Annotated in this window: 22 protein-coding genes, 1 tRNA gene and 1 pseudogene; 12 read left to right on the forward strand and 12 right to left on the reverse strand. The window is 60.4% G+C overall.

What is annotated here, in order from left to right; translation table 11 throughout:
- Positions 1 to 1413 (reverse strand): methylenetetrahydrofolate--tRNA-(uracil(54)-C(5))-methyltransferase (FADH(2)-oxidizing) TrmFO, encoded by a 1413-nt coding sequence (gene trmFO, locus GGR30_RS00455; RefSeq protein WP_183481042.1) that lies wholly within the window; start codon positions 1411 to 1413, stop codon positions 1 to 3.
- Positions 1414 to 1853: 440 nt separating this feature from the next.
- Between trmFO and GGR30_RS00460 the strand changes: the two genes are divergently transcribed.
- Positions 1854 to 4253, forward strand: a complete 2400-nt coding sequence (locus GGR30_RS00460; protein WP_183481045.1) for a phosphoketolase family protein — start codon at positions 1854 to 1856, stop codon at positions 4251 to 4253.
- A 70-nt stretch (positions 4254 to 4323) separates the two neighbouring features.
- Entirely contained in the window at positions 4324 to 5535 is a 1212-nt protein-coding gene (locus tag GGR30_RS00465; protein ID WP_183481048.1) for an acetate/propionate family kinase, read from the forward strand.
- 55 nt (positions 5536 to 5590) lie between these two features.
- On the opposite strand, the gene GGR30_RS00470 is transcribed toward GGR30_RS00465, so the two are convergent.
- The 3 genes from GGR30_RS00470 to GGR30_RS00480 are packed head-to-tail and all read right to left on the reverse strand — an operon-like array spanning position 5591 to position 10120.
- Positions 5591 to 6466, reverse strand: a complete 876-nt coding sequence (locus GGR30_RS00470) for a DMT family transporter (protein ID WP_281378090.1) — start codon at positions 6464 to 6466, stop codon at positions 5591 to 5593.
- Positions 6467 to 6470: 4 nt separating this feature from the next.
- Positions 6471 to 8870 carry a PIG-L family deacetylase gene (locus GGR30_RS00475; RefSeq protein WP_183481050.1) on the reverse strand — a complete coding sequence of 800 codons (2400 nt, stop codon included), beginning with the start codon at positions 8868 to 8870 and terminating at the stop codon, positions 6471 to 6473.
- 38 nt (positions 8871 to 8908) lie between these two features.
- Positions 8909 to 10120 carry an ROK family transcriptional regulator gene (locus GGR30_RS00480; protein WP_183481053.1) on the reverse strand — a complete coding sequence of 404 codons (1212 nt, stop codon included), beginning with the start codon at positions 10118 to 10120 and terminating at the stop codon, positions 8909 to 8911.
- A 259-nt stretch (positions 10121 to 10379) separates the two neighbouring features.
- Between GGR30_RS00480 and GGR30_RS00485 the strand changes: the two genes are divergently transcribed.
- The 9 genes and pseudogenes from GGR30_RS00485 to GGR30_RS00525 all read left to right on the forward strand — a co-directional run bounded on the left by GGR30_RS00485 (position 10380) and on the right by GGR30_RS00525 (position 18606).
- Positions 10380 to 11630 carry a sugar ABC transporter substrate-binding protein gene (locus tag GGR30_RS00485; RefSeq protein ID WP_183481056.1) on the forward strand — a complete coding sequence of 417 codons (1251 nt, stop codon included), beginning with the start codon at positions 10380 to 10382 and terminating at the stop codon, positions 11628 to 11630.
- Between the two features lie 14 nt (positions 11631 to 11644).
- Positions 11645 to 12595 (forward strand): carbohydrate ABC transporter permease, encoded by a 951-nt coding sequence (locus GGR30_RS00490; protein WP_183481059.1) that lies wholly within the window; start codon positions 11645 to 11647, stop codon positions 12593 to 12595.
- Positions 12592 to 13449: a carbohydrate ABC transporter permease gene (locus tag GGR30_RS00495; RefSeq protein ID WP_183481062.1), complete on the forward strand. Its 858-nt coding sequence runs from the start codon at positions 12592 to 12594 to the stop codon at positions 13447 to 13449. Before GGR30_RS00490 ends, GGR30_RS00495 begins: the two co-directional genes overlap by 4 nt.
- Before the next feature lie 4 nt (positions 13450 to 13453).
- A complete protein-coding gene (gene argH, locus GGR30_RS00500; RefSeq protein ID WP_183481065.1) occupies positions 13454 to 14968 on the forward strand; it encodes an argininosuccinate lyase in 1515 nt (504 codons plus the stop codon).
- Positions 14968 to 16017, forward strand: coding sequence for an ABC transporter ATP-binding protein (locus GGR30_RS00505; RefSeq protein WP_183481068.1), 1050 nt, complete (start codon positions 14968 to 14970; stop codon positions 16015 to 16017). The genes argH and GGR30_RS00505 overlap by 1 nt, the downstream gene beginning before the upstream one ends.
- Positions 16014 to 16937, forward strand: a complete 924-nt coding sequence (locus GGR30_RS00510; protein WP_183481071.1) for a carbohydrate kinase family protein — start codon at positions 16014 to 16016, stop codon at positions 16935 to 16937. Before GGR30_RS00505 ends, GGR30_RS00510 begins: the two co-directional genes overlap by 4 nt.
- 195 nt (positions 16938 to 17132) lie before the next feature.
- A pseudogene (locus GGR30_RS00515) lies at positions 17133 to 17571 on the forward strand (transposase); the annotation flags it as partial.
- 183 nt (positions 17572 to 17754) lie between these two features.
- Positions 17755 to 18213, forward strand: coding sequence for a hypothetical protein (locus GGR30_RS00520; RefSeq protein WP_183481074.1), 459 nt, complete (start codon positions 17755 to 17757; stop codon positions 18211 to 18213).
- 303 nt (positions 18214 to 18516) lie between these two features.
- Positions 18517 to 18606, forward strand: a tRNA-Ser gene (locus GGR30_RS00525).
- A gap of 73 nt (positions 18607 to 18679) precedes the next feature.
- Here GGR30_RS00525 and GGR30_RS00530 read toward each other — a convergent pair.
- The 8 genes from GGR30_RS00530 to GGR30_RS00565 are packed head-to-tail and all read right to left on the reverse strand — an operon-like array spanning position 18680 to position 24510.
- Positions 18680 to 19720 (reverse strand): tyrosine-type recombinase/integrase, encoded by a 1041-nt coding sequence (locus GGR30_RS00530; RefSeq protein WP_183481077.1) that lies wholly within the window; start codon positions 19718 to 19720, stop codon positions 18680 to 18682.
- A gap of 1 nt (position 19721) precedes the next feature.
- A complete protein-coding gene (locus tag GGR30_RS00535) occupies positions 19722 to 19976 on the reverse strand; it encodes a helix-turn-helix transcriptional regulator (protein WP_183481079.1) in 255 nt (84 codons plus the stop codon).
- A gap of 4 nt (positions 19977 to 19980) precedes the next feature.
- Positions 19981 to 20244, reverse strand: coding sequence for a hypothetical protein (locus GGR30_RS00540; protein ID WP_183481082.1), 264 nt, complete (start codon positions 20242 to 20244; stop codon positions 19981 to 19983).
- Between the two features lie 15 nt (positions 20245 to 20259).
- Positions 20260 to 20589 carry a DUF2190 family protein gene (locus GGR30_RS00545; protein ID WP_183481085.1) on the reverse strand — a complete coding sequence of 110 codons (330 nt, stop codon included), beginning with the start codon at positions 20587 to 20589 and terminating at the stop codon, positions 20260 to 20262.
- 3 nt (positions 20590 to 20592) lie between these two features.
- The gene (locus tag GGR30_RS00550) at positions 20593 to 20808 is read right to left on the reverse strand and encodes a phage head-tail joining protein (protein ID WP_183481087.1); all 216 of its coding nucleotides are present in this window, start codon (positions 20806 to 20808) and stop codon (positions 20593 to 20595) included.
- A gap of 2 nt (positions 20809 to 20810) precedes the next feature.
- On the reverse strand, positions 20811 to 22604 hold the full coding sequence (locus GGR30_RS00555) for a prohead protease/major capsid protein fusion protein (protein WP_183481089.1): 1794 nt from the start codon (positions 22602 to 22604) through the stop codon (positions 20811 to 20813).
- Positions 22601 to 23971: a phage portal protein gene (locus GGR30_RS00560; protein WP_183481091.1), complete on the reverse strand. Its 1371-nt coding sequence runs from the start codon at positions 23969 to 23971 to the stop codon at positions 22601 to 22603. The genes GGR30_RS00555 and GGR30_RS00560 overlap by 4 nt, the downstream gene beginning before the upstream one ends.
- Positions 23971 to 24510 (reverse strand): hypothetical protein, encoded by a 540-nt coding sequence (locus GGR30_RS00565; protein ID WP_183481093.1) that lies wholly within the window; start codon positions 24508 to 24510, stop codon positions 23971 to 23973. Before GGR30_RS00565 ends, GGR30_RS00560 begins: the two co-directional genes overlap by 1 nt.
- Positions 24511 to 24681: 171 nt before the next feature.
- Here GGR30_RS00565 and GGR30_RS00570 point away from each other — a divergent pair, with 171 nt between their 5' ends.
- A complete protein-coding gene (locus tag GGR30_RS00570) occupies positions 24682 to 24894 on the forward strand; it encodes a hypothetical protein (RefSeq protein ID WP_183481095.1) in 213 nt (70 codons plus the stop codon).
- Positions 24895 to 25069: the final 175 nt, after the last annotated feature.

Genomic DNA, 25069 nt, shown 5'->3' on the forward strand with positions numbered 1-25069 from the left:
TCAGGCGTCCAGCCAGGCCTTGCAGGCATCCAGCGCCCGTTTGGCGACGAGCTGCTTTTTCACCGATGACTTCGCCTTGCCGCGCGGACGTTTGCCCGTCTCCGGATCGATCAGCGCGCCGGGCTCCAGCTCTGGAAACAGGCCGAAATTGACGTTCATCGGCTGGAAGGAGCGTTTTCCGCCTTCCTCCTCATGCGAGATATGGCCGCCGGTGACATGGCCGAGAAGCGAGCCGAGCGCGGTTTCCGGCGGCGGTGCGACCGGCGCTTCCCCGAGGCGTTCGGCGGCGGCGAACCGCCCGGCCAGAAGCCCGATGCTGGCGCTTTCCACATAACCCTCGCAGCCGGTGATCTGGCCGGCAAAGCGGAGGCCCGGACGGCCCTTCAGCGCCAGCGTTCCGTCGAGCAGCGTCGGCGAGTTCAGATAGGTGTTGCGATGCAGGCCGCCGAGGCGGGCGAATTCGGCCTCCTGAAGACCCGGAATCATCTTCAGCACGTCCTTTTGCGCGCCGTAGCGCAGCTTGGTCTGGAAACCGACCATGTTGTAGAGCGTGCCGAGCGCGTTGTCCTGGCGCAGCTGTACGACCGCGTAGGGCTTTTCGTCCGGCTTGTGGGCATTGGTGAGCCCCATCGGCTTCATCGGCCCGTGGCGCAGCGTCTCGCGGCCGCGTTCGGCCATGATCTCGATCGGTAGGCAGCCGTCGAAATAGGGCGTGCCCTCCCATTCCTTGAAGTCGGTCTTGTCGCCGGCGATCAGCGCGTCGATGAAGGCGTTGTATTCCGCCTCGTTCATCGGGCAGTTGATATAGTCCTTGCCCGTGCCGCCGGGTCCGACCTTGTCGTAGCGCGACTGGTACCAGCAGATATCCATGTCCACCGTGTCGCGATAGACGATGGGCGCGATGGCGTCAAAGAAGGCGAGCGCTTCCTTGCCCGTCCTGGCGCTGATGGCCTCGGCGAGGGCAGGGGCCGTCAGCGGGCCTGTGGCGATGATCGCCTGGTCCCAGTCTTCCGGCGGCAGCGCGGTGATTTCCTCGCGCACGATCGTAATCAGCGGGTGGGCGGCGAGCTTTTCGGTGACGGCATTTGAAAAACCGTCCCGGTCGACCGCCAGCGCGCCGCCGGCCGGCACCTGATGGGCATCGGCGCAGGCCATGATCAGCGAGTTCGCCAGGCGCATTTCGGCGTGGATGACGCCGACGGCATTGCTGGTCGCATCATCGGAGCGGAAGGAGTTGGAGCAGACGAGTTCGGCAAGGCCGTCGGTCTTGTGGGCCGCCGTCTCGCGCACGCCGCGCATCTCGTGCAGGATCACCGGGATGCCGCGGCTGGCGATCTGCCACGCCGCTTCCGAACCGGCGAGGCCGCCGCCGATGACGTGGATGGGGCTCAGTGATGTGCTGGTGTCGGGCATGATTGTTCAAACCGGAAGGTTGGCCGGCTCTTTGACGCCGGCATGTTTCAGTTTATTCTGCGCGCCGGAGCGACCGGCGAAACCGGCCCTGCACATGCCAGATCGGCAACGTCGCGTCGAGTACCGAATGACGATTTGCGCCGCAAACAAAATTCTCGGAATTTTCTTTGGTCGCCAAAAGTCTGTCACGGTTGACGTTATATGATCGCTGCATCAAAGTTTGCAATCGTCAAGTCGTTGAAAGCGCTGGAACAACTGCTATGTCGTTATGGGCGAGGCGCGACCGGCGCTTCGCCAGCGATGCAAAATCCCTCGGTTCGAGAGCCGGAAAATCTCTGCCGCCGCGCTTCGGTTGATTTAGGTCATGTGATCTCAAACCGGTCTGAGGGATATAGCAAATCGATTTAAACGCCAATTTGATTTCGAAAAGGGGAATCGACATGGAACAGATCACGCCTGATGGAGCCCAGAATATTCTGGCGCCCGAAGAACTGGATCTGATGAATAGATACTGGCAGGCGGCCAATTACCTGTCGGTTGGTCAGATCTATCTGATGAACAACCCCCTGCTGAAGGAGCCGCTCGCCGAAGAAGACGTCAAGCCGCGCCTGCTCGGCCACTGGGGTACGACGCCAGGCCTGAACTTCATCTATGTTCACCTGAACCGTATCATCAAGAAATACGACGCCAGCACGATCTATATCTGCGGCCCCGGCCACGGCGGTCCCGGCCTGGTGGCCAATGCCTATCTCGACGGCACCTATACCGAAGTCTATCCGGAAATCACGGAAGACACGGAAGGCATGCAGAAGCTGTTCAAGCAGTTCTCGTTCCCCGGAGGCATTCCGAGCCACGTTGCTCCCGAAACGCCCGGATCGATCCATGAAGGCGGCGAACTTGGCTACGCCCTGGTCCACGCATTCGGCGCGGCCTACGACAACCCCGACCTGATCGTTGCCTGCGTCGTCGGCGACGGCGAAGCCGAAACCGGCCCGCTTGCCGCGTCGTGGCACTCGAACAAGTTCCTGAACCCGATCAATGACGGCGCCGTTCTGCCGATCCTGCACCTCAACGGCTACAAGATCGCCAACCCGACCCTGATGGCTCGCATGAGCAAGAAGGACCTGACGGACCTGTTCCAGGGTTATGGCTACGAGCCCTTCTACGTTGAAGGCGACGATCCGGAATACATGCATCAGCGCATGGCCGAGGTCATGGAAGAGTGCTACGCCCGCATTCGCGAGATCCAGGAAGAAGCCCGCGCCGAAGGCACGGTCTACGAAATGCCGCGCTGGCCGATGATCATCCTCCGCAGCCCCAAGGGCTGGACCGGCCCGAAATTCGTCGACAACAAGAAGGTCGAGGATTTCTGGCGTTCGCACCAGGTTCCGATTTCGGCTGCCCGTGAAGATGCCGACCACCGCAGCCAGCTGGAAGACTGGCTGAAGAGCTACGGCCCGGAAAAGCTGTTTGACGAAAACGGCAAGATCCTGCCCGAGTTGAAGGCACTGGCGCCGGAAGGCGACCTGCGCATGAGCGCCAACCCGCACACCAATGGCGGCGTTCTTCGCAAGGAACTGAAGATGCCCGACTTCCGCGAACTCGCGGTTGACGTGAGCCAGCCGGGCGCGGTGATGACCTCGGCCACAAAGCGCCTCGGCATGCTGCTGCGCGAAGTGATGAAGCTCAACGCCGAAGAGCGCAACTTCCGCCTGATGGGCCCCGACGAAACCGCGTCGAACCGCCTGCAGGACGTCTTCGAAGTCACCGATCGCGTCTGGATGGCCGATATCCTCGACTATGACGAAGGCGTCGCCCGCGATGGCCGTGTCATGGAAGTCCTCAGCGAACATCTGTGCCAGGGGTGGCTGGAAGGCTACCTGCTGACGGGCCGCCACGGTCTGTTCTCGTGCTACGAAGCCTTCATCCACATCATCGACTCGATGTTCAACCAGCATGCGAAGTGGCTGAAGACCACTCAGCATATGGCTTGGCGCAAGCCGATCTCGTCGCTGAACTACCTTCTGACCTCGCATGTGTGGCGTCAGGACCACAACGGCTTCAGCCACCAGGATCCGGGCTTCATCGACCACGTCGTCAACAAGAAGGCCGACGTCGTCCGCACCTATTTCCCGCCGGATGCCAACACGCTTCTGGTTGTCGGTGACCACATCCTGCGCACCTACAACCGCGTCAACGTGATCGTTGCCGGCAAGCAGCCGCAGCCGCAATGGCTGTCGATTGAGGAAGCAATCGTTCATTGCGACACCGGTCTCGGCGAATGGAAGTGGGCAAGCAATGTGCCGGAAGGCGAAGAGCCCGATGTCGTCATGGCTGCGGCCGGCGACGTCCCGACGCTGGAAATGATGGCCGCCGTCGACATTCTCCGTCAGAAGCTGCCGGAAATGAAGGTCAAGGTTGTCAACGTTGTCGACCTGATGGCCCTGCAGCCTAAGGAAGAGCACCCGCACGGCATCCGCGACGCGGACTTCGATGCGCTCTTCACCGAGAACAAGCCGGTCATCTTCGCCTATCACGGCTATCCCTGGCTCATTCACCGCCTGGCCTATCGCCGCCACAACCACAACAACATCCACGTTCGTGGTTATGTTGAAGAGGGAACGACGACGACGCCGTTCGACATGGTTGTCCAGAACCGCCTCGACCGCTACCATCTCGCCATGGATGCGATCGAACGTGCAGGCGGATTTGGCGAAAGAGGTGCGGCCGCATTGAACTATCTCAAGGAAATGCGCGCCAAACACCACGATTATGTCCGCGAGCATGGTCAAGACATGCCGGAGATTCTCGATTGGAAATGGCCTTATCCCAAGGGCTGATCCAATTTTCTGAAGCCTCGCGCACCGCCTTCTCCCAGGGCGGTGCGCATACCATTTCTGGATAGCGATTATGAATGGCACAGTACTGGCATTGAATGCCGGATCATCCAGCCTCAAATTCCGTCTTTACGAAGTCGAGGGTGATCATTTTTCTCTTGTTCTGCGCGGTCAGTTCGACGGCGTGAATGAAAACCCCCGCCTCGTGGTCAAGGAGGCCGGCGGCAAGGAAATCTGCAATATGGATCTCGAGATCGGGGAACATATGCAGGAAGACATGCTTGAGCGCATCTTCGGCGTCATCAAGCCCTACACCGCGAACAGCCCGCTGCAGGCCGTCGGCCACAGGGTTCTGCACGGCGGTGGCCGATTCGCCGATCCGGTGCTGCTGGATGACGAGATCGTTTCCTATCTCGAAACGCTAATCCCGATGGGCCCGCTGCACCAGCCGGCCAACCTCGCCTCGATCAAGCTTTTCCGTCGCATCCGTCCTGACCTCCCGCAGGTCGCGTGCTTCGACACCGCCTTCCACGTCAATATCGACGAGCGCGCCGCGCGTTACCCGATTCCGTTGGAATATGAGGCCAAGGGGTACCGCCGCTTCGGTTTTCACGGTCTGTCCTATACCTATATCGCCGACCGCCTGCGCGATATCTCGGAATATCTGGTCAAGAAGCGTACCGTCGTTGCCCATCTCGGCAGCGGGTCGTCCATGTGCGCCATGCGCAACGGCAAGGCCATCGATACCACGATGGGCCTGACGCCGCTCGGCGGCCTGATGATGGGCACGCGCTCCGGGACGGTCGATCCGGGTCTGGTTCTGACTCTGATGGAAGCAGAAAACCTGTCGCCGGCCGAAATCAAGAACATGCTCTACTACAAGTCCGGTCTGCTCGGCGTCTCCGGCATCTCCGGCGACCTGCGCGTGCTGATGGAGAGCGACAATCCGAACGCCAAGAAGGCGATCGATCTCTTCGTCTTCCGCGCCTGCCGCGAACTGTCGATCATGGTTGCCACTATGGAAGGCATGGAATCGCTGGTCTTCAGCGCCGGCATCGGCGAGAACTCGCCGGTCATCCGCAAGATGATCTGCGACCGCCTCGGCTGGCTCGGTGTCCAGCTTGACGATGATGCCAACAATGCCAGCGCAGAAATCATTTCCTGCCCGGAAAGCCGCGTGGAAGTGCGCGTCATCCCGACGGACGAGGAAATCGTGCTGGCCAAGCAGACCGCCCGCGTCGTCGGCGAAGCCGCCAAGGCCGGCAAGGTGCCCGCCTTCGCTTGAGCGATGTGAGCATTGGTTTTGAGATGAAATGCCCGTGCCGGAAGCGCGGGCATTTTCACGTTCTGCGACGGGCCTCGATCAGGCGCGTGCCCTGAAGGGCGATCAGAATGACCGCGACTCCGAGGAAAATGCGGGGCGGGGGCACCTCGCCGAAGAAGAAGAAGCCGGCGGCGGCGGCAAAGAACACCGAGAGGTAGCCGAACGGAGCGAGCAGGCTCGCATCGCTCTTTTGATAAGCTTTCAGCCAGCAATATTGGCCGGCCTGCGCCAGAAGGCCGATCAGCGCCAGCACCGGCCAGTGGGAAAGCGGTACGGGCTGCCAGACAAAGGCGGCGGGCAGGCCGGTCAGCAGCACGAGGCCGAGCGTGTAGAAAGTCATCATCACGATCGTGCTTTCCTCCGCCAGACGTCGCGTCTGGATGGTCGCCATGGCACCGAAGAGGATGCTGGCAAGCACCACCAGCAGGCCGGGGTTGAGATCGATCTCGTCTGGCGAGACGATGATCAGCGCGCCGCCAAAGGCGATTGCCGCGCCAAGCCAGCGCAGCCGGCCGACGCGTTCCCCCAGCAGAAGCGCGGCAAGCCCCATGGTCACCAGCGGGCGGGTGAAGCCGAGCGCATTGACCATCACCAGCGGCAGCATGGCAAAAGCGAGAAAGTTCGATGTGAGCGCGATGGCGTTGCAGGTCACGCGAAAGGCATTGCGCAGCGGATAGCGCATCGTCTTCAGCGCCGCGCGGTTCTTCACGATCATCGGCAGGATGAAGACAAGGCCGATGAGCGCGCGGATGAAGACGAGCTGGATCGCCGGATAGGCAACGCTGTTGGCTTTCACCAGGGCGCTCATGAAGGTCACCAGCGTCATGTCCGCCATCAGCCAGGCGATGCCCTGGCCGGCGGTGTTCTTCGTCTCTGTTACCTTGTCGCTCAATGTGTCATGCCGGCTGCACCAGATTGGCCATCAGGCGGAAGGCGCCGGGGATGAGCCGGTCCATCTGGTGGTGGAGCACGAGGCTGGTATGGGTATGCCGGCCCTTGCCGATCCTGGCGGAAACGAGCGCGCCCTTCAGCGGCTTTTCATCCGCATCATGCATGGCGAGGAGCGGCTGATAGGCATCGTCCCATTCGGCAGCGAAATACAGTCCGCGTTCCTTGTGCCAGCCCGCCCAGTCATCGGCGGTGATCCGGTTCGGACCGGTGAGGAGCGGGTGGTCGGGTGCCAGAACCTCGACGTCTGCATCGGGGTTGGTGACGCGCCAGCGCAGCGATGGCGAGCCGATCTTGAGATAAAGCGGCGGCGTTGCCTCGGGCGACCAGCCATCGGAGGGACGGTGGTAGAGTGTCAGCAGGTGGCCGCCGTCTTCAACGAAGCGATGGAGTGTTGTTGTCGCCGCCGCAAGATCCGGACGGGTGCCGAAGGCGAAGATACCGATGACGATCGTGGTGAAGGCGGAGAGATCGGCGGAAAGGGCAGCCGCATCAAGCTCGGTGACATCGAGCCCCATGCGTTTCAGCGAGACGAAGACATTATCCGCGCCGCCGCCGACATAGCCGATCTTCGCGCCTTCGGGCAGGGCGAGGTCGAGGGTGAGAACGCTCAGAACCTCCGGTCGGACGAAGCGGTTGCGGCCGATATGGGGATAGGCGAAGGGGGTGATATTGGCGGCAGGGTGACCGTCGATTTCCGGGATGATATGCGCGAGGCCGGGCTCTGCCTGCTGTGGCAGGTCGAGGCGAAAATGCGCGCCCGTTCCGCTCACCCGAAACCCCTCGGGCGCGCTAAAGTGAATTGCGAGCTTTGGATCATCGCTTTGTGTGGTGAATGAGAAACTATGGTTAATATTCTGTATTGGAACGATAAATGTATTCGGCTTCAAGGTGAGGGAGTGGGCCGGAACGACAGGCAAAGCGGTTTCGAGGTCGAAATGACCCGTGGCCCTGCGGCCTGAAATTTCAGTTTCAAGCCTCACCGAGACCGGACCATTGCCGCCGAGCGATGACCAGAGCGGCGGATACTGGTTGGTCAGGGGCGCATCGTCGGCGACGGCAAGGGGGAAGCGGAAGATGCCGGCCTTCGTCTCAGGCTTTGACGCCGTGACGCCGCGCGGCAGGTGCGGCGTAATGGCGGTTGTTGACGTGTCGGCATCCTCGCTGAGAATGACGGTCAGCGTTGTCTCGTCGCCCGGCGTCAGGCACTCGGCCTCGCCATAGGCGCGCTCGAACAGCGCCGCAGCTTCCAGAAGCGCCGCATCGATCTCGGCGAGCTTGCGGGTAAGTCTGTGTCCCTGGCTTTCGATGAAGGAGGTGGGCGCGGCGTTGAGCGCGGCCTCGATCGTGCCTGCGGCGGAGACGAGGCTGCGGGTCACGGCCTCGCGATCGGGAAAGGCGGTGACCGCCGCGGCGATCGCTGCATCGGCCGTCACGAGATCATCGGTGAGCGTCTCGGCCTCGCCGACGCAGAGATCGGCCAGCGTCTTCGGCAGTCCGTCGAGGATGGTCTCCTCCGGCGTGCTGCCGTCGGGGCCGAGCAGCAGGTGCAACTGCCAGGCATGATCCGGTCGTTCCGGCCACCAGCCCATGCCCTGCGAGGCATGGTAATAGCGCGACCATTCGCCGATGCGATCATAATCCGCGCCTGTTGCCGGGTCGCGGCCCTTTGCGATGACGGTCACCGTGGCGGGGGGCGGGGGCAGGTCGTCATCATAGGTGCCGCCGCCGCCAGACCATGCGGGAAGGTAGTATTTTGCCACCCGCCAGGGCCTCAGGCCCTCGGCGAAGTGTTCAGGGTAAGCGGCCTCGTCGGCGGCAAGGCGGATGGCGGTCTCGGCGGCCCGCGTCATGGCGCGGTGGTGGCCGTGCTGGCCGGGAACGTCGAGGAAGGTCGGGATGACGATATCGGGGCGTTCGGCCCGGTAAGCGCGCACCAGGCGCTCGACGATCCGCTCCTCGCCCCAGCGGGCGAAGGTGGCGTCGCCATCCTTGGAAAAGCCGAAATCATGCACCGGGTCGTCCGGGCCATGGCCGAGCCAGTGGATATCGGCATCGAGCGCGCGGGCCGCTTCCTCCATCTCGCGGGTTCGAAGCACGCCGAGCGCGCCGATGCGCTCTGGGCCAAGAACGTTCTGGCCCCCTTCGCCGCGCGTCGAGCAACCGACGATCACCCGCATGCCGAGGCCGAAGCGGAAAAAGGCGAGCATGCCGGACTGTTCATCGTCCGGGTGCGCGCCCGTGTTCATCATCGTCACCGGCGATTTCAGCCGCGAGAGCGCCCGGTGAAGGCGAACGAGCGATGATGAGGCCATTTCCTGTTCGATGCGCTGGCGCGGCGTAAGCATGTCATTCCCCGTTATTCTGTTTTCTCGGTTTTGTGGTCTCAGGCCACCTGCTGGTCGGGCGGCGATGTTTCGAGTTTCGGCGTCAGAATTTCGAAAAGCGGCAGGGCGGCAGCCCCGAGGGCGGCAGTGTATTGCCCGGTCTGGCCGCGCATGACGCGCGGATGAGCGCGGTTCGAGCGCGCGGCGACGGAAGGCGGCAGCGTCGGCATGCGGGCAATCAGCGCGTCCATGACAGCGTCCGAAAACGCGCCGCTCAGAATGATGGTTTCCGGATCGAAAATGTTTTCAAGCAGGCCGACAACGGTGGAGAGATGAGACGCGGCTTCGCCAAGCCATTCTTCGACGGTCGGATCGGAATCCGTCAAAAGCGATTCTATTTCAGAGACTTGTGGCCGTTCTCTGCCATTGATGTCGAATCGTTCATGCAGAGCATGAAGCGAGGCATAACGTTCCAGGCAGCCATGCTGGCCGCAGGGGCATGGCCTGCCGCCGGGCACGACCGGCACATGGCCGATTTCGCCGGCATTGCCGAAGGCGCCGCGATAGGGCGCACCGTCCTGGATCATGCCAAGGCCGATGCCGGTGCCGAAATAGAGCATGCAGAAGTGGGAGATCGCGTGACCGGCGCCGAACAGCCGCTCGGCAACGGCAGCGGCGGCGGCATCGTTTTCGAGCGTGACATCGACGCCGCAGGCTGTCTCGAGCGCCGCCTTCACATCGATGCCGCTCCAGCCGGGAAGGGTTGTCGGCCCGACAAAGCTCATGCCCTCGATGCCGAACGGTCCGGGCATCACCACGCCGACGCCGAGAAGCGGGGCCTCGACCGATTTGCGCGCCCGTTCGACCTCGAGCGCGAACACGGGCAGGGTGCGTTCGGGCGTGGTGTCAGCGAGGGGGACGATGCGCTTGTAGCGCAGCACGCCGGTCAGATCGAGCACGGTGACGACCATCTGGTCGGTGGCGATCTCGACGCCGATCGTGGCAGCGCCCTCAGGGTTCACCGCAAACTGGATCGGCGGCTGGCCACGTCCCGTGCGCCTTCTTCCGGTGGACATCAGCAGGTTCTCGCCGACGAGATCGTCAACGATATTGGCGACAGCCTGCGCCGTCAGATGCGTGCGCCGGGCAATTTCCATGCGGCCCAGCATGCCGTGCTGGCGCACCAGGTCCAGGACGACGCGGCGGTTGTGTTCCCTGTTGCGTTCCGGGTTGTTGCCGATGGCCGAAGGCGCGCGTGTCTTCTCGTTCATGTCCGTCCGCTTTCCGATGGTCTCAGTCTGGGGCCGGTCCCTTCTATCGTCAATATATTAATTCAACTAGATTATCTTATTGACAAAGTCCCGATGTCACGCGACCGTAATGAAGAGGCACCGGAAAAAGGTGTCCGGAGGCGCAAGCGCGCCGGAATAAAAGCGAACAGTGGGCCGACGCGTTGGGCGGGCGGCCTTTCGGGAACAAGAAAAGCCCCGGATGCGGTGGGACGCCGCACATGGGGAAGTGGAGATTTCAATGCGCAAGGCACTTCTGCTCGCCGGCCTGATGTCCGGCATCAGCATGGTCTCGGTCAATTCGGCGAACGCCGTCGAGATCGAGTACTGGCAGTATATCTACGAGACCCGCGTCAACGCGATGGACCAGCTGATCGAGAATTTCGAGGCGGCCAATCCGGATATCACCGTCAAGCAGGTCAATTTTCCCTATGCGGACTACCAGACCCGCATCGTTGCCGCCAACATGGCCGGCAAGGGTCCGGACGTGATGCAGCTTTTCTACGGCTGGCTCGACAAGTTCGTCGCCGGCGGTCTTCTGCAGCCGCTGCCTGCGGACGCATTCCCGCATGACCAGATCGAGAGTGAGTTCTTCCCGATCGTGACGGCGATGAAGCGCGACGGCGAATATTACGGCCTGCCGACGGCCGTGCGCTCGCTGGCGCTGTTCTACAACAAGAAGCTCTTCGAGGAGAACGGCCTCGATCCGGAAAACCCGCCGCAGACGCTGGATGAACTGGTTGCCGCCGGCAAGGCGATCGCCAAGTTTGATGATGCCGGCAATATGGTGACCGAGGGCATGACGCTCGACATGGCCGGCCAGGACCACCAGTGGTGGCGCGAAGTGCTGGTGCGCCAGTTCGGCGGCGTGCCTTATGAGGACGACTACCGCAAGGTGACCTATGACAGCCCGGAAGGCACCGAGGCGCTGGAATTCTACACCGGCCTGCAGATGAACGAGAAAATCGGCCAGTCCGGCTTCATGGATGAAGGCCAGGCTGCCTTCCGCGCCGGCAAGGCCGGCATGACCATCGACGGCACCTTCCGTCTCGGCTCCTTCAGCCAGATCGAGGATTTCGACTGGGCCGTGACCGAACTGCCGGCCAATGCCGACGGCATGCGCTCCAACTATTCGAGCTATTTTGCAAACGGCATCGGCGCCAAGGTCGAAGGCGAGGAGCTCGAGGCTGCGGAAAAGTTCCTGACCTATCTGACCTCGCCGGAAGCCATGGGCATCTGGCTTGACGTGGTCGGCGAACTGCCGGCGCGCCGTGCCGTGGCCCTGACGGACGAGAATACCTCGAACCCGATCTACGGCCCGTTCCTCAAGGGGCTCGACTACGCCCACACCACGCTGTTCGTGGATGAGGCCGCCCAGCGCCAGGTCGCGATCGACATGGTCAACCGCGTGATCCTGAACGGCCAGTCGCCTGCCGACAGCATCAAGGAAGCGGCCGAGGAAGAACAGGCCATCATCGACGACGCGATGTAAGCCGGATCGAGCCGATGTCTTCACAGGCTGACCACACCAAGGGGGCGGCCGCCGGCCGCCCCGAAGGCGGCGGCTTTGCCGACCGTTTCTCCATGCACACCAAGCGCCTTGTCTGGGTCTGGACCTTTCTGGCGTTGCCCGTGCTGTTTTACAGCGTCATCCGTTTCTACCCGACGCTCGACGCCTTCCGGCTGTCGCTGACGGACTGGAACCTGATGCGTCCGCCGAAATTCATCGGCTTTGAGAATTACGCAAAACTGTTCGCCGATCCGGATTTCTGGCAGGTGTTCAAGAACACCTTCGCCTATCTGATCTTCGGCACGCCCATCTCGCTGGTGCTGTCCTTCACCATCGCCTTTTTCCTCGATCGCGTGCGCTTCGGCCACGGCTTCATCCGCGCGCTCTATTTCATGCCGTTCCTGACGACGGCGGCGGCCATGGCCTGGGTCTGGCGCTGGTTCTATCAGCCGGCCCCGATCGGCGTCATCAATGACGTGCTCGCCGCCTTCGGACTGCCGCAGCAGCCTTTCCTGCGCTCGACAACACAGGCGCTGCCGTCAATCATGGTGACGGCCATCTGGGCCGGCCTCGGCTTCCAGATCATCATCTTCATGGCCGGGCTCCGCGCCATTCCGACAACCTTTTACGAGGCCGCCCGCATCGACGGTCTCGGCGAATGGGCGATCCTGCGCAAGATCACGCTTCCGCTGCTGAAGCCCACCACCGTGTTTCTGGTCGTGCTTTCCTCGATCGGTTTCCTGAGGATCTTCGACCAGGTCTACAACATGACCACGAATGATCCGGGCGGGCCGCTCGGCACCACAAAGCCGCTGGTGCTGATGATCTACCAGTCGGCATTTTCGTCCTACCAGATGGGCTACGCCGCGGCGCAAACCGTGGTTCTCTTCCTCATTCTCCTCGTCATATCGCTGCTGCAGCTCTGGATCCTGAGGGACAAGTCATGACCGAACTTCGCCAACAGGATGCGGTCTCGCGTTACAAGCCGAAGGTGCGGCCGGGCAGGGTGCTGATGTGGACGCTGCTCTTCATCGGCGGCCTCGTCATGATCACGCCGCTGCTCTTCATGTTCTCCACCTCGCTGAAGCCCGCAAGCCAGGTCTATGACCTGAGGCTGATCCCGCAGGACCCGACATTTTCGAACTATGTGAAAGTGCTGACGACCACAGGCTTTGGCCGCTGGTTCTTCAACTCGCTGCTGGTCGCCACCATCGTCACCTGCTCGAACGTGTTCTTCGACAGCCTCGTCGGCTACACGCTGGCAAAGTTCCGCTTTCGCGGCCGGCGCTTCATCTTCCTCGCCATCCTGTCGACGCTGATGATCCCGACGGAAATGCTGGTGATCCCGTGGTATCTGATGTCGGCCAATTTCGGCTGGCTGGACAGCTATTGGGGCATCATGTTTCCGGGCATGATGACCGGCTTCGGCACCTTCCTGATGCGCCAGTTCTTCGAGGGCGTGCCGGATGACTTCATGGAAGCCGCCCGCATCGACGGGATGAACGAGTTCGTCATCTGGTGGAAGATCGCCATGCCGCTCGTCGCGCCGGCGCTCTCGGCGCTTGCCATCTTCACCTTCCTCGGCAACTGGACCGCCTTCTTCTGGCCGCTGATCGTCACCACCTCGAGCGAGCTCTACACGCTGCCCGTCGGCCTTTCGAGCTTTGCCGTGGAAGCCGCGATCCAGTGGGAGATGATCATGACCGGGGCAGCGCTTGCGACCATACCCACACTTCTCGTCTTCCTCATCTTCCAGCGCTATATCGTGCGCGGCGTGATGCTGGCAGGCGTCAAGGGATAGACCCATGAACACGAACGATCCGCAAAAAGACGATACCAGCAAGTTTCCTGATCCGGTTTACAAGGAAACCGTGCTCAAGCCATTGTTTGATGGCGCAAAAACGCATTTCGTCGATGGCTTCAGGGCCATCGACCGCGCCCATCTCGTCATGCTGGCCGAGACCGGTATCCTGACTGGCGAACAGGCCGGAAAGATCGCAGAGGCGCTCGCCGCCATCGACCGTGAGGTGGACCCGGCGGCGCTTGAATACACCGGCGAGGTCGAGGACTTTTTCTTTCTCATCGAGAAAGAGCTGAAGGCGCGCCTTGGTCCCGATCTCGGCGGGCGCCTGCACACGGCGCGCTCGCGCAACGACATCGACCATACATTGTTCAAGTTCAACCTGCGTCGCTATATCGATGCTGCGGCAGGCGAAGCCTTGAGGTTTCTGGCGGCCCTCATCGAAACGGCCGAGCGCGAAAAAACAACGCTGATCGTTGCCTATACGCATGGTCAGCCGGCGCAGCCGACGACCTTTGGCCACTATCTCTCCGCCGCAATCGAAATGCTGATCCGCGATATCGAGCGTCTTTATGCCGCCCGCAAGATCGTCGACCTTAGCCCGATGGGCGCTGCCGCGATCACGACATCGGGCTTCCCGATCGACCGGGCGCGTATGGCGGAGCTTCTGGGCTTTGCCGCGCCGTTGCAGAATTCCTATAGCTGCATCGCCGGTGTCGACTACATCACGGCGACCTATTCCGCGCTCGAACTCATGTTCCTGCATCTCGGACGCCTGATCCAGGATTTCCAGTTCTGGACCAGTTTCGAGGTCGGCCAGCTTTATGTGCCGAACGCGCTGGTGCAGATCTCCTCGATCATGCCGCAAAAGCGCAACCCGGTGCCGGTGGAACATATGCGCCATCTCGCCAGCCAGACGGTGGGCCGCGCCCAGACCGTGCTGACGGTGATGCACAACACGCCCTTTACCGACATGAACGACAGCGAGGGCGAAACCCAGGTGATGGGCTATCAGGCATTCGACAGCGGCATGCGCGTACTGGAACTGATGACGAGCCTGATCGGCCAGGTGCGCATCAACGGCAAGCGCGTTGCCGCCAATCTCGACCGATCCTGCATCACCATCACCGAACTGGCCGACAGTCTGGTGCGGCGCGAGGCGCTGTCCTTCCGACAGGCGCACGAGATTGCCGCCGACGTGGCCCGTGCCGTGGTCGCCGCCGACGGCGCGCTTGGAACGGATGGTTTCGCGCCCTTCAAAAAGGCCTTTGCCGACCATGCCGGCCGCGAGACGACGCTCGATGAAGAGGCCTTCCGCGAGATCGTGTCACCGGAATATTTCGTCGCCGTGCGCAAGCGCTATGGCGGGCCGGCGGCAGAGCCGCTTGATGCCGCCATTGCCGGCTACCGCGAAAATCTGGATGCATTTCAAAAACAAGCCGACGACCTTGCCGCCCGCATGGACGCTGCGGCCAGCGAACGCGGTCAATGTTTCGACCGGTTGAGGGGAAAAGCATAATGGCTTCAATCGCACTGGAAAAACTGGTGAAGCGCTATGACAAGGTCGAGGCCGTGCATGGCATTGACCTTGAGATTGCCGATGGCGAGTTTGTTGTCTTTGTCGGCCCGTCCGGCTGCGGCAAGTCGACGACGCTCCGGATGATCGCCGGCCTCGAGGAGATCACCGGCGGCACGCTGAAAATCGGCGAGGCGGTGGTCAACGAGCGGGCGCCGAAGGCCCGGAACATCGCCATGGTGTTTCAGAACTACGCTATCTATCCGCATCTGACCGTGCGCCAGAATATCGGCTTCGGTCTCTACACCTCCAAGCTTTCGAAGGAGGAGAAGAATGCGCGGATCGACGAGACGGCGCGCATTCTGGGCCTCACCGACTATCTGGAGCGTCGTCCGGCAGCGCTTTCCGGCGGCCAGCGCCAGCGCGTCGCCATCGGCCGCGCCATGGTGCGAAATCCGTCGGCCTTCCTCTTCGACGAGCCGCTCTCCAATCTCGATGCCCAGCTTCGCGCGCAGATGCGCATAGAAATCAAGAAGTTGCATCAGGAACTTAAGACGACGACGATCTATGTCACCCATGACCAGATCGAGGCGATGACCATGGCCGACCGGATCGTGGTGATGAAGGACGGCTATATCCTGCAGACGGGCACGCCGGTCGATCTCTACGAAAACCCCGCCGATGTCTTCACCGCGCGTTTCATCGGCTCACCGTCGATGAACATGCTGCCGGCAGCCGCGCTCGGCGATCAGGCGGCCGCCTTTGGCGGCGAGGACGAAGTGCTGGTTGGCATCAGGCCGCATGATCTTCTGGCGGTCGTGGACGGCGCGGTGCCCGAGGGCGCGATCGTGACGCTGGAAGGAGAAGTCGAGGCCGTCGAACCGCTTGGTCCGGAGACCATGGTGCATATGAACGTGGCGGGCAAACCGATGATTGCGACCTCGCCGGGCACGCTGTCTCCCGATGTCGGCAGCAGGATCATGTGCACGGTTCAGCCCGGCAAGCTTTACCTCTTCGATGCTGCCACAGAGAAGAGCCTCGGCCGCCGATGACACCCGGAGACGACGAAAGGCAGGCGGTCCTCAGCGTGGGGCGGATCTACTGCGACCTCATTTTCACCGGTCTCGAGCGCATGCCGGTGCTGGGCCGGGAGGTTTTTGCCGACCAACTGACCATCGCGGCCGGTGGCGGCGCCTTCATCTCGGCGGCCCACTTCGTCAGGGCCGGCCGCCATGCCGCCCTCGTGGGAAGGCTCGGCCATGATTCCCTTTCGAGTTCCATTGAAGGGCAGCTTGCGGCGGGCGGAATCGATCTTGCCTTCCTGGAACGCGCCGACGATGCCGGGCCGCAGGTCACCGTCGCGGCGGTTCTCAAGAGCGAGCGCGCCTTTCTCACCAAGCGGGCAGGGCCGGCCGAGCCTGCCACGCTTGAAGCCGCGCTTTCATGGCCGAAGGCCGGCCATCTCCACATCGCCGAATATGCGACCCTGGCCGAAATGCCGGATCTGGTTACCCGCGCGAAAGCTGAAGGGCTCACGGTCTCTCTCGATCCAAGCTGGGATGATCAGCTTATCGGAGATCCTTGCCTGCTGGAGGCATGCCGCGGGGTCGACCTGTTCCTGCCCAATATCGAAGAGGCGCGGGCTATTTCCGGGGTTGGCGAGCCGGAGGCGATGGGCGCCCGCCTTGCCGAGCATTTTCCCGTCGTGGCAATCAAGGCCGGCGGCGAGGGGGCCTATCTGGCAACTTCTGCCCTGTTTTGCCACGCGCCTGCCGAGCCCGTCAGCGTAGTTGATACCACCGGCGCAGGCGATGCCTTCAATGCCGGTTTTGTTGACGCCTGGCTGAAGGGTGAGGACCTGCCGCTTTGCATGGCCGCGGCCATTCGAACGGGAAGCCGCGCCGTGCAGGTCGCGGGTGGCGCGGGCGCGCCCGTCGCCGAGGAAATCTCGGCCTCAGCCGGTCGTCCCTAGGCGCTCCCCTTCAGCGGGAGCGCGAACCGCTTTCTCATTGGTTCGGGCTCATCTGCGCAGACGTCGGGGGAACCGCTCGACGATGAGATGCGTGTTCCGGATCGTGTCCTATGGCGTGGTGTATCTGGATTTCCTAGCCATCGGTGATTTTCGGTAGGGTCGGGTTGCTTGTGACCAACCTGAGGGACACCACCGATGACCGACGACATGATGAACCTGCGCTCACACCTAGAGAAGATCCGACGCCGATCTGCTGCGCGAAATGATCGGCTCTGCCGCCGAGAAGCTGATGGCGCGGGAAGTGGGCACGAAGACCGGCGCGGGTTATGGCGAGAAGAACGGCTTCCGACTTGCCCAGCGCAACGGCTACCGCGATCGAGACTGGGAGACGCGTGCAGGAACCGTCGAGTTGCGCATTCCCAAGTTGCGCACAGGCAGCTATTTTCCGAGTTTTCTGGAGCCGCGCCGGAAGGCCGAGAAGGCTGTGCCGGCTGTCATTCAGGAGGCTTATATCCAGGGCGTTTCGACCCGATCCGTTGATGATCTTGCAAAAGCCTTGGGCATGTCAGGCATCTCCAAGAGCCAGGTATCCCGGTTGTGCGAGGAGATCGACGAGAAGGTGAAGGCCTTCATCTGAACCGCCGCCAGAAGCCCCGCATCATGCCTACTCAAACCAATCACCGATTACCCCGATCAGGCCTTCAGGGAAGAGCGAGAGGTGAAGAATTTGCGGTGATCTGCAAAGTTGATCCTTCCTTTGGTTATGCTGCCTTCTGTCGTTTGCGTATCGGAAACAACATATTATGGCGGCCCGAAAATGCAGAAAGCGATTGATCTGGCGAGAGAGGGAGATTGCCCGGCGGCCTGGCGCGTGGTCTGGCCCATGGCCAAGGCGGGAGACCGGGATGCATTTACATTGTTGGCCGAAGGGCTCGCCGGATTTGACATGAACCCGTCCGGCCAACCCGCGGAGGGTCTGGAATGGCATCGTACATACCGTTTTCTGGTGATGAGAGGATATAATCCTCAGAGCAATTTGCTCGGATCAGACTTCCTGGCGATTCTGAACTCAACTCTTGTGGAGCAACCGGCAGGAGAGCAGGTAGCCGACTGCCTCAAAGATCGGAGCGGCATTCGGGAATGCGTTGCTCTTGCCGAGCAGTTCGGTTTTGTCCCGGCACATGCCGACTTTGTCGTTGAGGTTAATGCTCATCGCAATGACCCCAATGAACCACGTTGTGAAGCAGGCGGCATTGTGGAGGAGATTGAGCAATGAAGCCGAGAACATTGACAGAAGCGGAATGAGAACCGGCTGCTCGCGTCACGCCGAAAATAGCGCGTTTCCGTGTTGCATGTGCAGTGCACGCATTCGTTGGCTCGTGTCACGATAGCGGGCCGAGCAAAGATGCAAACGGTTCCTGGCTGACTGACCGGCTTTTGTGAAAGAATCCTTGCCGATTCCTGTTTCGTTTCTGCTTTCTTCTGCGGATTTCTGTAGAGCGTGTCAGCCTTGGAAATTGGGTTATTTATGAAAAATATCCTTGATCTCTACGGCATTTGACCATAAACGGGCGTCACCGGAGAGGTGGCCGAGTGGTCGAAGGCGCTCCCCTGCTAAGGGAGTATACCAGTGATGGTATCGAGGGTTCGAATCCCTTCCTCTCCGCCATTTGATTTGAAACTTCCAATTAAATCAAACCCTTGTGGGCAAGATTGTCAAACTAGTGTGTCAGGTTTGACAGTTATTCGCTAGCTCTCTTTGTATTGAACGTCATCATCGCCTTTTTCGCCATGTCTCTCCTACTTGCGGCAATGGTGTATCGGGTGACTTCAGACAGCGACTTGTGCCCGCTGATCGCCATTATCTCATGTGGGCTGCATCCGGCTTCCGCGAGGCGTCGGCAGGTCGCTTTGCGTAGGCCATGCGGCGAAAGCCCGTCAGGCAAACCGGCCTCTTTCACCATTTCCCGAAACCAGTTTGTGAAGCCCGCCGGGGTAAAAGGCTTGCCTTGTCCGGTCGTGATGAATGTCAGGTTGTCGCGCGGCAAGGCGTCGATGATTTCTGCCAGCTGATCATGAACGGGAATGGTAACAAGCTGCCCGGTTTTTTGCTGTGTGATCGACAGCCAGCCGTCTTTGATGTGCTGGCGCCCCATTCTGACAACATCGCTGCGTCGCTGCCCAGTGAAAAGCAAAAGCGACAAGGCGAGGTGAGCCCGTGTGCCATGGGGGTGCTTCTTGATGAACGTGGCAATGTGCTCTTCTTCCCATGTTAGGAAGCCGACACTATTGCGACGGACCTTGCGAACGCCACTTGTCGGGTCATCATTGCGCCAGCCTATATCCACCGCGTGGCGCATAAGGACGTGGATCATTCGAAGCATGTTGTTTGCGGCGGCAGGCGTTGCGGCCCGTTCGCTAACAATGCGCTGAACATGTTTTCGCTGAAGGTGGGCAACACGTTTGTCGCCATGTTCAACTCGAAAGCGTTCGATGATACCCCGGTAGGTGGCTTTTGTGGAATCGCTTAATGCTGTGAAATCTGAAGAGCGATAGAAACTAACAACAAGCGCTGAAACCGTGCCAGGCGTTGTTTTGCCTTGCGCTATTTCCGCCGGTTCGCCCGTTGCTGCTGCCTCATAGGCTTTCATGAATTCCGGTGTCCACGGCAATCCCGGAAGCGGCGTTCGTTTTAAGCCGGGTTTGCGAAAATACCAGCGGGTTTTGCCATGACGATCGACAAACCCTTGGCAATACTTCGGAGGTTTTCGGAGTTGTTTCATTTCAATCCCAATCGTTGTTTTCGGGGATTGAATCATCGTCTTCAGAAGGCAAAGCATCAAGTGCACAATCTAGCGCCCGGATGTCCCAGACTGTTCGGGCGTATATTCTCTTTGGTTTAGGGACCAGCTTGTCCCGCATCATTTTGTCGAAGGTTGCAGGGCTAACCCCACAATAGGCCGCCGCCTCAGCACGCGACAACATCCGGGCACAAGGTGCCGGAATAGCGCGCTGTTGTGCTGAGGCGGTGGCGGTCATTGGTTCAAGCCTTCACCTTGTCGGCAACAGGCATGATATCGGCGGCGACCATGGTTGCATCGCCTTCGGTCACAGAACCGAACGAATTGCCAGCCTTTTCCTTGGCCTTCGCTTCGGCGGCGGTGATTTCGCCCTTGGTGGCGTTGCGGGCCGAGTTCATCGACAGCAACTGTTTTGCAAGTGCCGGCGTTGCGTCAAAGACCGACTTCCGGTCGATGGTGGTGTCATTCGGGAGAATGATCTTTTTGAGAGCGTACATTTTCGCCATTGAGAGAATCCTTTCTTAGAAGCCGGAGAGCCGGACGTTGACGGTGGCGGTCGAAGCGGCGGCAGCAGCAACAGCAACGCCGATCTTCGTATTGTCGGTCGCCGTCGAGGTTGCGAGCGAGGTGTCGGAGTCGAAGTAGACGGGATCGCCCACAGCGAACGCATTGGCGCCCACCTTCGGAACGTCGAAGACACCAGTCGTTCGAACATCGACAGGATTGCCGGTGACAGCATCGCCAAGGGCAACGCCGATGATTTCATTTTCGATGACGACATCGCCGGAAAGATAGTCGGCGCCGGCCGGAATGGTGAGCGTGTCGCCTGCCTGCACATAGTTGGTAGCCATGTTTCAGAGTCCTTTTGAGCTGTTGAATTTGATGGTTTTGGAGGGTTTGCGGGTGGCGGCTGCAATCTCAGATTCCAATGCCGCCAAAGCCCGCCCGATTTCTGCCTCTGACCGATACGTGACACGCTCGCCGTTCTGATCGACGAATGTCTGGACCCCGGAAAACCGGGTTTCCAGAAGCTTGTCACGAAAGGTCAGAAGGTCCGCGAGCGATGCCATGATCAAGCGCCCGTCGATCGGTACGCGCCGCGCCAATCCAGCCAGCCGCAGCCGAAGTCGAGGAAAGCCCGGTATTTCAAGCCAAGCGATTCCCACGCTTCCTGGCGCTGGATCTGCACACCCTGAGCGCTTGCAAGGTAGCCATACTGGATCGATGGCACCGAAGCCGGATCGGCCATGACGAACCACGCGTCGTCTTCGATACGGGGCTCGACAACCAGCGACAGCTTACCGGCGAAAGCGTTCACGTCGTCAGCCGTTGCGGCGTAAATCGAAGCGAGGAGTTTTTCGCCCGCGGTTTCGAGTTCCGGCCCGACCACCAGATAACGAGGCTTGACGGCGATGATCGTCTTGCCGTCGAGTCCCTTCACCGTGCGAAGGTGCTGGCGTGCATCCGACAGAGCATTTTCCGACAGCGCGACGGCAACGGTGTTATTCCGGCTTGCATCGAAAACCGGCGTTTCGTCGGAAAGGTCCGGATTGGCGGTCAGAAGTGCGACCAGTTCTTCGGCTTCCGTCTGGGCTGCTGCTTGGCCCATTGCCGAAGTCATGTCGCCAAGGAGTCCAAGGTCGTCGTCAATGATCAGCTTGCGGCTGACGTTGATCGCACGCCCGAACGTCTTCAGGGCCATGGACTCGCCGGACTCGGCACGGGACGTGTGCTTGAACTCGCCGTGTTCCGTCATCTCTTCGAGACGGCCCATTTCGCCAAGGCGGATGGCGGTCGATTTCTTGAAGTTCGAAAGCGTACGCTGGCGAGCCAGTGCCTTCAGCGGGCTTTCTGCGGCCTGATACGCCTGAGCGGCGACCTTGCCCATGGCATTGGAAACCACGAGGGGGAAGTCAGACGTGCCTACGGTCGAACGCTGCAGAATTTCGTCGGCGGTCATGCCGCGAACAGAGATGCCAGAACGTGCAAGCGACTCCTTGGCATGATCGACGAAAGACATGCCGACATATTCGCGGCTCGCTTCCGGCAGATCACCGCCCGTCATGCGGAAAGCGAGCGCATCGGCGGCGCGCGTCTGGATTTCGACAGGGTTATCACGCTCGCGAGTGACGCGAATGCGCGGTGCCTGGCGCTTCATCATTTCGGCGCGCGCAGCTTCTCGAATTGCCTCTTCGTCGGCTTCGACATCGAGACCTTCGGCCCAGTCTTCCGACAGCCCACAGGCAGATCGGATATTTTCCACGAATTCTTCGCGGATTTCTTCAGTTTCGAATGGCATGGAAAGACTCCTTTGGATTGTCGCATTCGGGTCGGCGGGGATCGGGGTCAGGGAAACTTCGAGGATGCGCCAGCGGGTGGCGGTTTTGGTCCGGTTGCCTTCGGCGTCAGTGCCTTCGCGCCACGACAGAACTTGATAACCGGCAGACACATGTTTGAGGGTGCCGTCGCGCACGCGGGCCGCTAGCGGCGCGATGTCTTCGGCAAGGCCGAGCCGAAGCGATGCAGAGACACTGTTCCCGTTGACGGCGAAATCATACGCCCGCCCTACCGTCTCGCGGGCAGATTTCTTGTGATCTGTGAGAAGCGGAACGTCAGCACCACGCGCCAGTTCCAGCCCAGCCGGATCCAGAACTTCCAGGTACATGCCTTTGCGATCACGGCGAGCGACGGGCGCATCGGTGGCAACGATCGCACTGAAGATCGTCGCCCCGTCTTCTTCCGAAGGTGCAAACGCCTCGACAGTGCGCGCGAGGAATTCGCCGGACGTGGTGTCGGGAAGTTTTCGCACCTTCGGAGGCGAAACAATGTATGTGGCAAGTGCAGGATCACCGACAAGACGGGTCATTTGATCACCTTTTGTTCAACTTTCTGTTGACCGGGAGCGCCGCCGAAAGACAGGCCCAGTTCAGTTTCGCGCTGACGATCTGTGGCAATTTCCCGATCGACTTGGGTGATGTCGTAGCCCAGTTGGGCGACGGCCTGTCGGCGGCTGATGAGCCCCATGTCCAGCATCTCACGCGTGGCTTTGGCGTCGGATTCCGGGTCCACCCATTGGGCTTTAGGGAAATGCCATTCAACATCGGCTTCAGGATCAGCGGTGTTCGATCCGCGCAAAGACTCGAGAAGCTGCCAACGCGCCCAAATTCGATTTAGAGCGGGCACCAGAATCGTGTGCTGCAGGGCTTCGATATGCGCACGGAATTGCACAAGGGCGGTGCGGGCAGATGAATAGTTCACACCGCGCATGTCGCCCGAAAGCAGGAATTCCGGTATCTGAAGCCCGGTAGCGATCTGTCGCAAGGAAACCGCAACAAGTTCAACGGCGCTTTGCATCTGTTGCGGGCTCGAAAACTTCACGTCGTACCCGGCCGGCAGAACGCGCATAACACCGGGCTCCAACGAAACGTCGAGCGGGTCGCCGCCGTCACCAAACGGATTCGAACCGGTTGCGTTCTGATCGATGAGAAAGCCGCAAAGCATCGATTGCACCTTGGCGTTCACGGCCAACGCGTCCTGAAGCTGTGAAAGCTCATTCAGCGGCAGAATGACCGGCGCAAACCAGCTTAGGCCGCGTGTTTGCCCTGCCCCCTGTCGGCGGAAGATGTGAAGAACGTCGGATGCTTCTACGCGGACCGGCGCGCGGAACGCTTGGAAGGCGTCGGTCGGTCGCGCCGGGCGGAAATGGTATGCGACAGGTTCGTCGTCGGAATCGTACTCGATCCCTGCCGCGATATAGCGCCCGTTACCAAGCTCGCTTGTGAGCGCTTCGTCCAACTGTTCAGCAGGCACATGCTGCAAGCGAAGTTCACCTTCGGCATTGGCTCGCATGATCACGAGGGATTCGCCATCGGTCGCAAGCGCGTCGGCAACCTCGCCCAGAAGAGCGGGAAAACCGGAATTTTGTGCCCATTCGCTGAAATTTGCGTCATGGGACTCGCGGACGGACTCGTCATTCTCCGACGACGCGGCGGAAACCCCGAAACCCACCAGCGCCGTTTTCAGGATCTCAACCGCATTGCTTGCAGTGGGATCGTTGAATCGAAGATGGCGAGCCCGCCCGCGAACTTGCGCGGCACCGGCCAAAACTTCCGCGCCGGTCGTGCCGAATTGAGGCGTATTGTTCCAGCGCTTGCCGGACGCCCCTTCAAGCATGCGGACATTCGAAGGCTTTTCGGCGCGATTCCGAGAAATGTCGAAGCCGAATAAACGCATTAGTCGACCTCATTCAGGGAAGAAAGCAGCTCGACAATGATTGATGAGGCGGGCAACGAGAACCGTGCGATTGCAGGGGCGTTGCTCAAACCGGCTAGCCGAAGCGAATTTTCAACACGTTCGCTCTTGGGCTGATCTAGCGACCAACTAGCTTCGACACAGTATCTATAATCAGCCCCCAGAACGAGCGAGACAGAGAATTCCTCACCGTTCTGAACGCGTTCTACGGCTTCGGCCGAATGAGTCACACCCAACCATCCGCCAGTCACTTTGCGGCGACGGGTACCACTCTCGGCAAGCCAACGCGCCAGCGGATCAATAGCCGTGCGATCTAGGCCGAATTCATTGGCGATCTGTACCAGGCGAATGGCCGAGAGCGCGCCTTCGTCATACATAAAGACACGGCCTCTTTGATCAGATGGCGGCAAATGGTTCCGTTGGACTAGGTTGCGAAGCGCTTTTTCGTATCGGGCAATATCCTTTGCAGGAACGTTGTCCAGGCTGGCAAATACAGGGATGATTTCAGCAAGGGTGAACATCGATGACTCCTTCGTCTAACTCGTTATCTCATTTGTGAGTTGACGAGTCAAACGAAATCTGCCAATAAGGGATTGTCCCAAAGTTCGGCGGTCTCCTTCGCCGAAACCGTGGTCGGGGGCGGTTCTTTCCTCTTCTTCAACCGCCCCCGGCAACCTCTCAGAGGTATAAGGATGAAAACGCCAACACCCCCAGATTTCATTCCCGAAAAGAAGCGCCGACAGTGGCGCGCGATCTGGCGCGACGCGCGGACGTTCTGGGCTGACAAGGAAACCGAGTCCGAAAGTTTCTACCTGGCGTGCGAAGTGATTGCCCCCGAAAAAACACGGGAAAAGCTGGGGCCAAAAGAACATTTTCGACTTCCCGAAACACATTCGGTTGAATAGTCAACTAATTGTATTTGTTGACTTATAATATGTCGACGTTATGCCTTCTCAACAACGAAAGGCAGCACGATGAATGTTGTATGGGTTGGCAGGAAAACAGACAGCGGGCAACCAGTTGTTGTCCAACAAGGTAAAGGCTTCAGACCTTATTGGTTGAATCGGAACTGCTTGACTA

It is taken from the genome of Martelella radicis, from assembly GCF_014196625.1.
GTDB classification, from domain to species: Bacteria; Pseudomonadota; Alphaproteobacteria; order Rhizobiales; family Rhizobiaceae; genus Martelella; species Martelella radicis.

What these genes read in the sequence shown, in the direction of transcription:
- trmFO (WP_183481042.1), bottom strand. Translation starts at nt 1,413, where the DNA reads ATGCCCGACACCAGCACATCACTGAGCCCCATCCACGTCATCGGCGGC.
- GGR30_RS00460 (WP_183481045.1), top strand. Translation starts at nt 1,854, where the DNA reads ATGGAACAGATCACGCCTGATGGAGCCCAGAATATTCTGGCGCCCGAA.
- GGR30_RS00465 (WP_183481048.1), top strand. Translation starts at nt 4,324, where the DNA reads ATGAATGGCACAGTACTGGCATTGAATGCCGGATCATCCAGCCTCAAA.
- GGR30_RS00475 (WP_183481050.1), bottom strand. Translation starts at nt 8,870, where the DNA reads ATGCTTACGCCGCGCCAGCGCATCGAACAGGAAATGGCCTCATCATCG.
- GGR30_RS00480 (WP_183481053.1), bottom strand. Translation starts at nt 10,120, where the DNA reads ATGAACGAGAAGACACGCGCGCCTTCGGCCATCGGCAACAACCCGGAA.
- GGR30_RS00485 (WP_183481056.1), top strand. Translation starts at nt 10,380, where the DNA reads ATGCGCAAGGCACTTCTGCTCGCCGGCCTGATGTCCGGCATCAGCATG.
- GGR30_RS00490 (WP_183481059.1), top strand. Translation starts at nt 11,645, where the DNA reads ATGTCTTCACAGGCTGACCACACCAAGGGGGCGGCCGCCGGCCGCCCC.
- GGR30_RS00495 (WP_183481062.1), top strand. Translation starts at nt 12,592, where the DNA reads ATGACCGAACTTCGCCAACAGGATGCGGTCTCGCGTTACAAGCCGAAG.
- argH (WP_183481065.1), top strand. Translation starts at nt 13,454, where the DNA reads ATGAACACGAACGATCCGCAAAAAGACGATACCAGCAAGTTTCCTGAT.
- GGR30_RS00505 (WP_183481068.1), top strand. Translation starts at nt 14,968, where the DNA reads ATGGCTTCAATCGCACTGGAAAAACTGGTGAAGCGCTATGACAAGGTC.
- GGR30_RS00510 (WP_183481071.1), top strand. Translation starts at nt 16,014, where the DNA reads ATGACACCCGGAGACGACGAAAGGCAGGCGGTCCTCAGCGTGGGGCGG.
- GGR30_RS00520 (WP_183481074.1), top strand. Translation starts at nt 17,755, where the DNA reads ATGCAGAAAGCGATTGATCTGGCGAGAGAGGGAGATTGCCCGGCGGCC.
- GGR30_RS00530 (WP_183481077.1), bottom strand. Translation starts at nt 19,720, where the DNA reads ATGAAACAACTCCGAAAACCTCCGAAGTATTGCCAAGGGTTTGTCGAT.
- GGR30_RS00535 (WP_183481079.1), bottom strand. Translation starts at nt 19,976, where the DNA reads ATGACCGCCACCGCCTCAGCACAACAGCGCGCTATTCCGGCACCTTGT.
- GGR30_RS00540 (WP_183481082.1), bottom strand. Translation starts at nt 20,244, where the DNA reads ATGGCGAAAATGTACGCTCTCAAAAAGATCATTCTCCCGAATGACACC.
- GGR30_RS00545 (WP_183481085.1), bottom strand. Translation starts at nt 20,589, where the DNA reads ATGGCTACCAACTATGTGCAGGCAGGCGACACGCTCACCATTCCGGCC.
- GGR30_RS00550 (WP_183481087.1), bottom strand. Translation starts at nt 20,808, where the DNA reads ATGGCATCGCTCGCGGACCTTCTGACCTTTCGTGACAAGCTTCTGGAA.
- GGR30_RS00555 (WP_183481089.1), bottom strand. Translation starts at nt 22,604, where the DNA reads ATGACCCGTCTTGTCGGTGATCCTGCACTTGCCACATACATTGTTTCG.
- GGR30_RS00560 (WP_183481091.1), bottom strand. Translation starts at nt 23,971, where the DNA reads ATGCGTTTATTCGGCTTCGACATTTCTCGGAATCGCGCCGAAAAGCCT.
- GGR30_RS00565 (WP_183481093.1), bottom strand. Translation starts at nt 24,510, where the DNA reads ATGTTCACCCTTGCTGAAATCATCCCTGTATTTGCCAGCCTGGACAAC.
- GGR30_RS00570 (WP_183481095.1), top strand. Translation starts at nt 24,682, where the DNA reads ATGAAAACGCCAACACCCCCAGATTTCATTCCCGAAAAGAAGCGCCGA.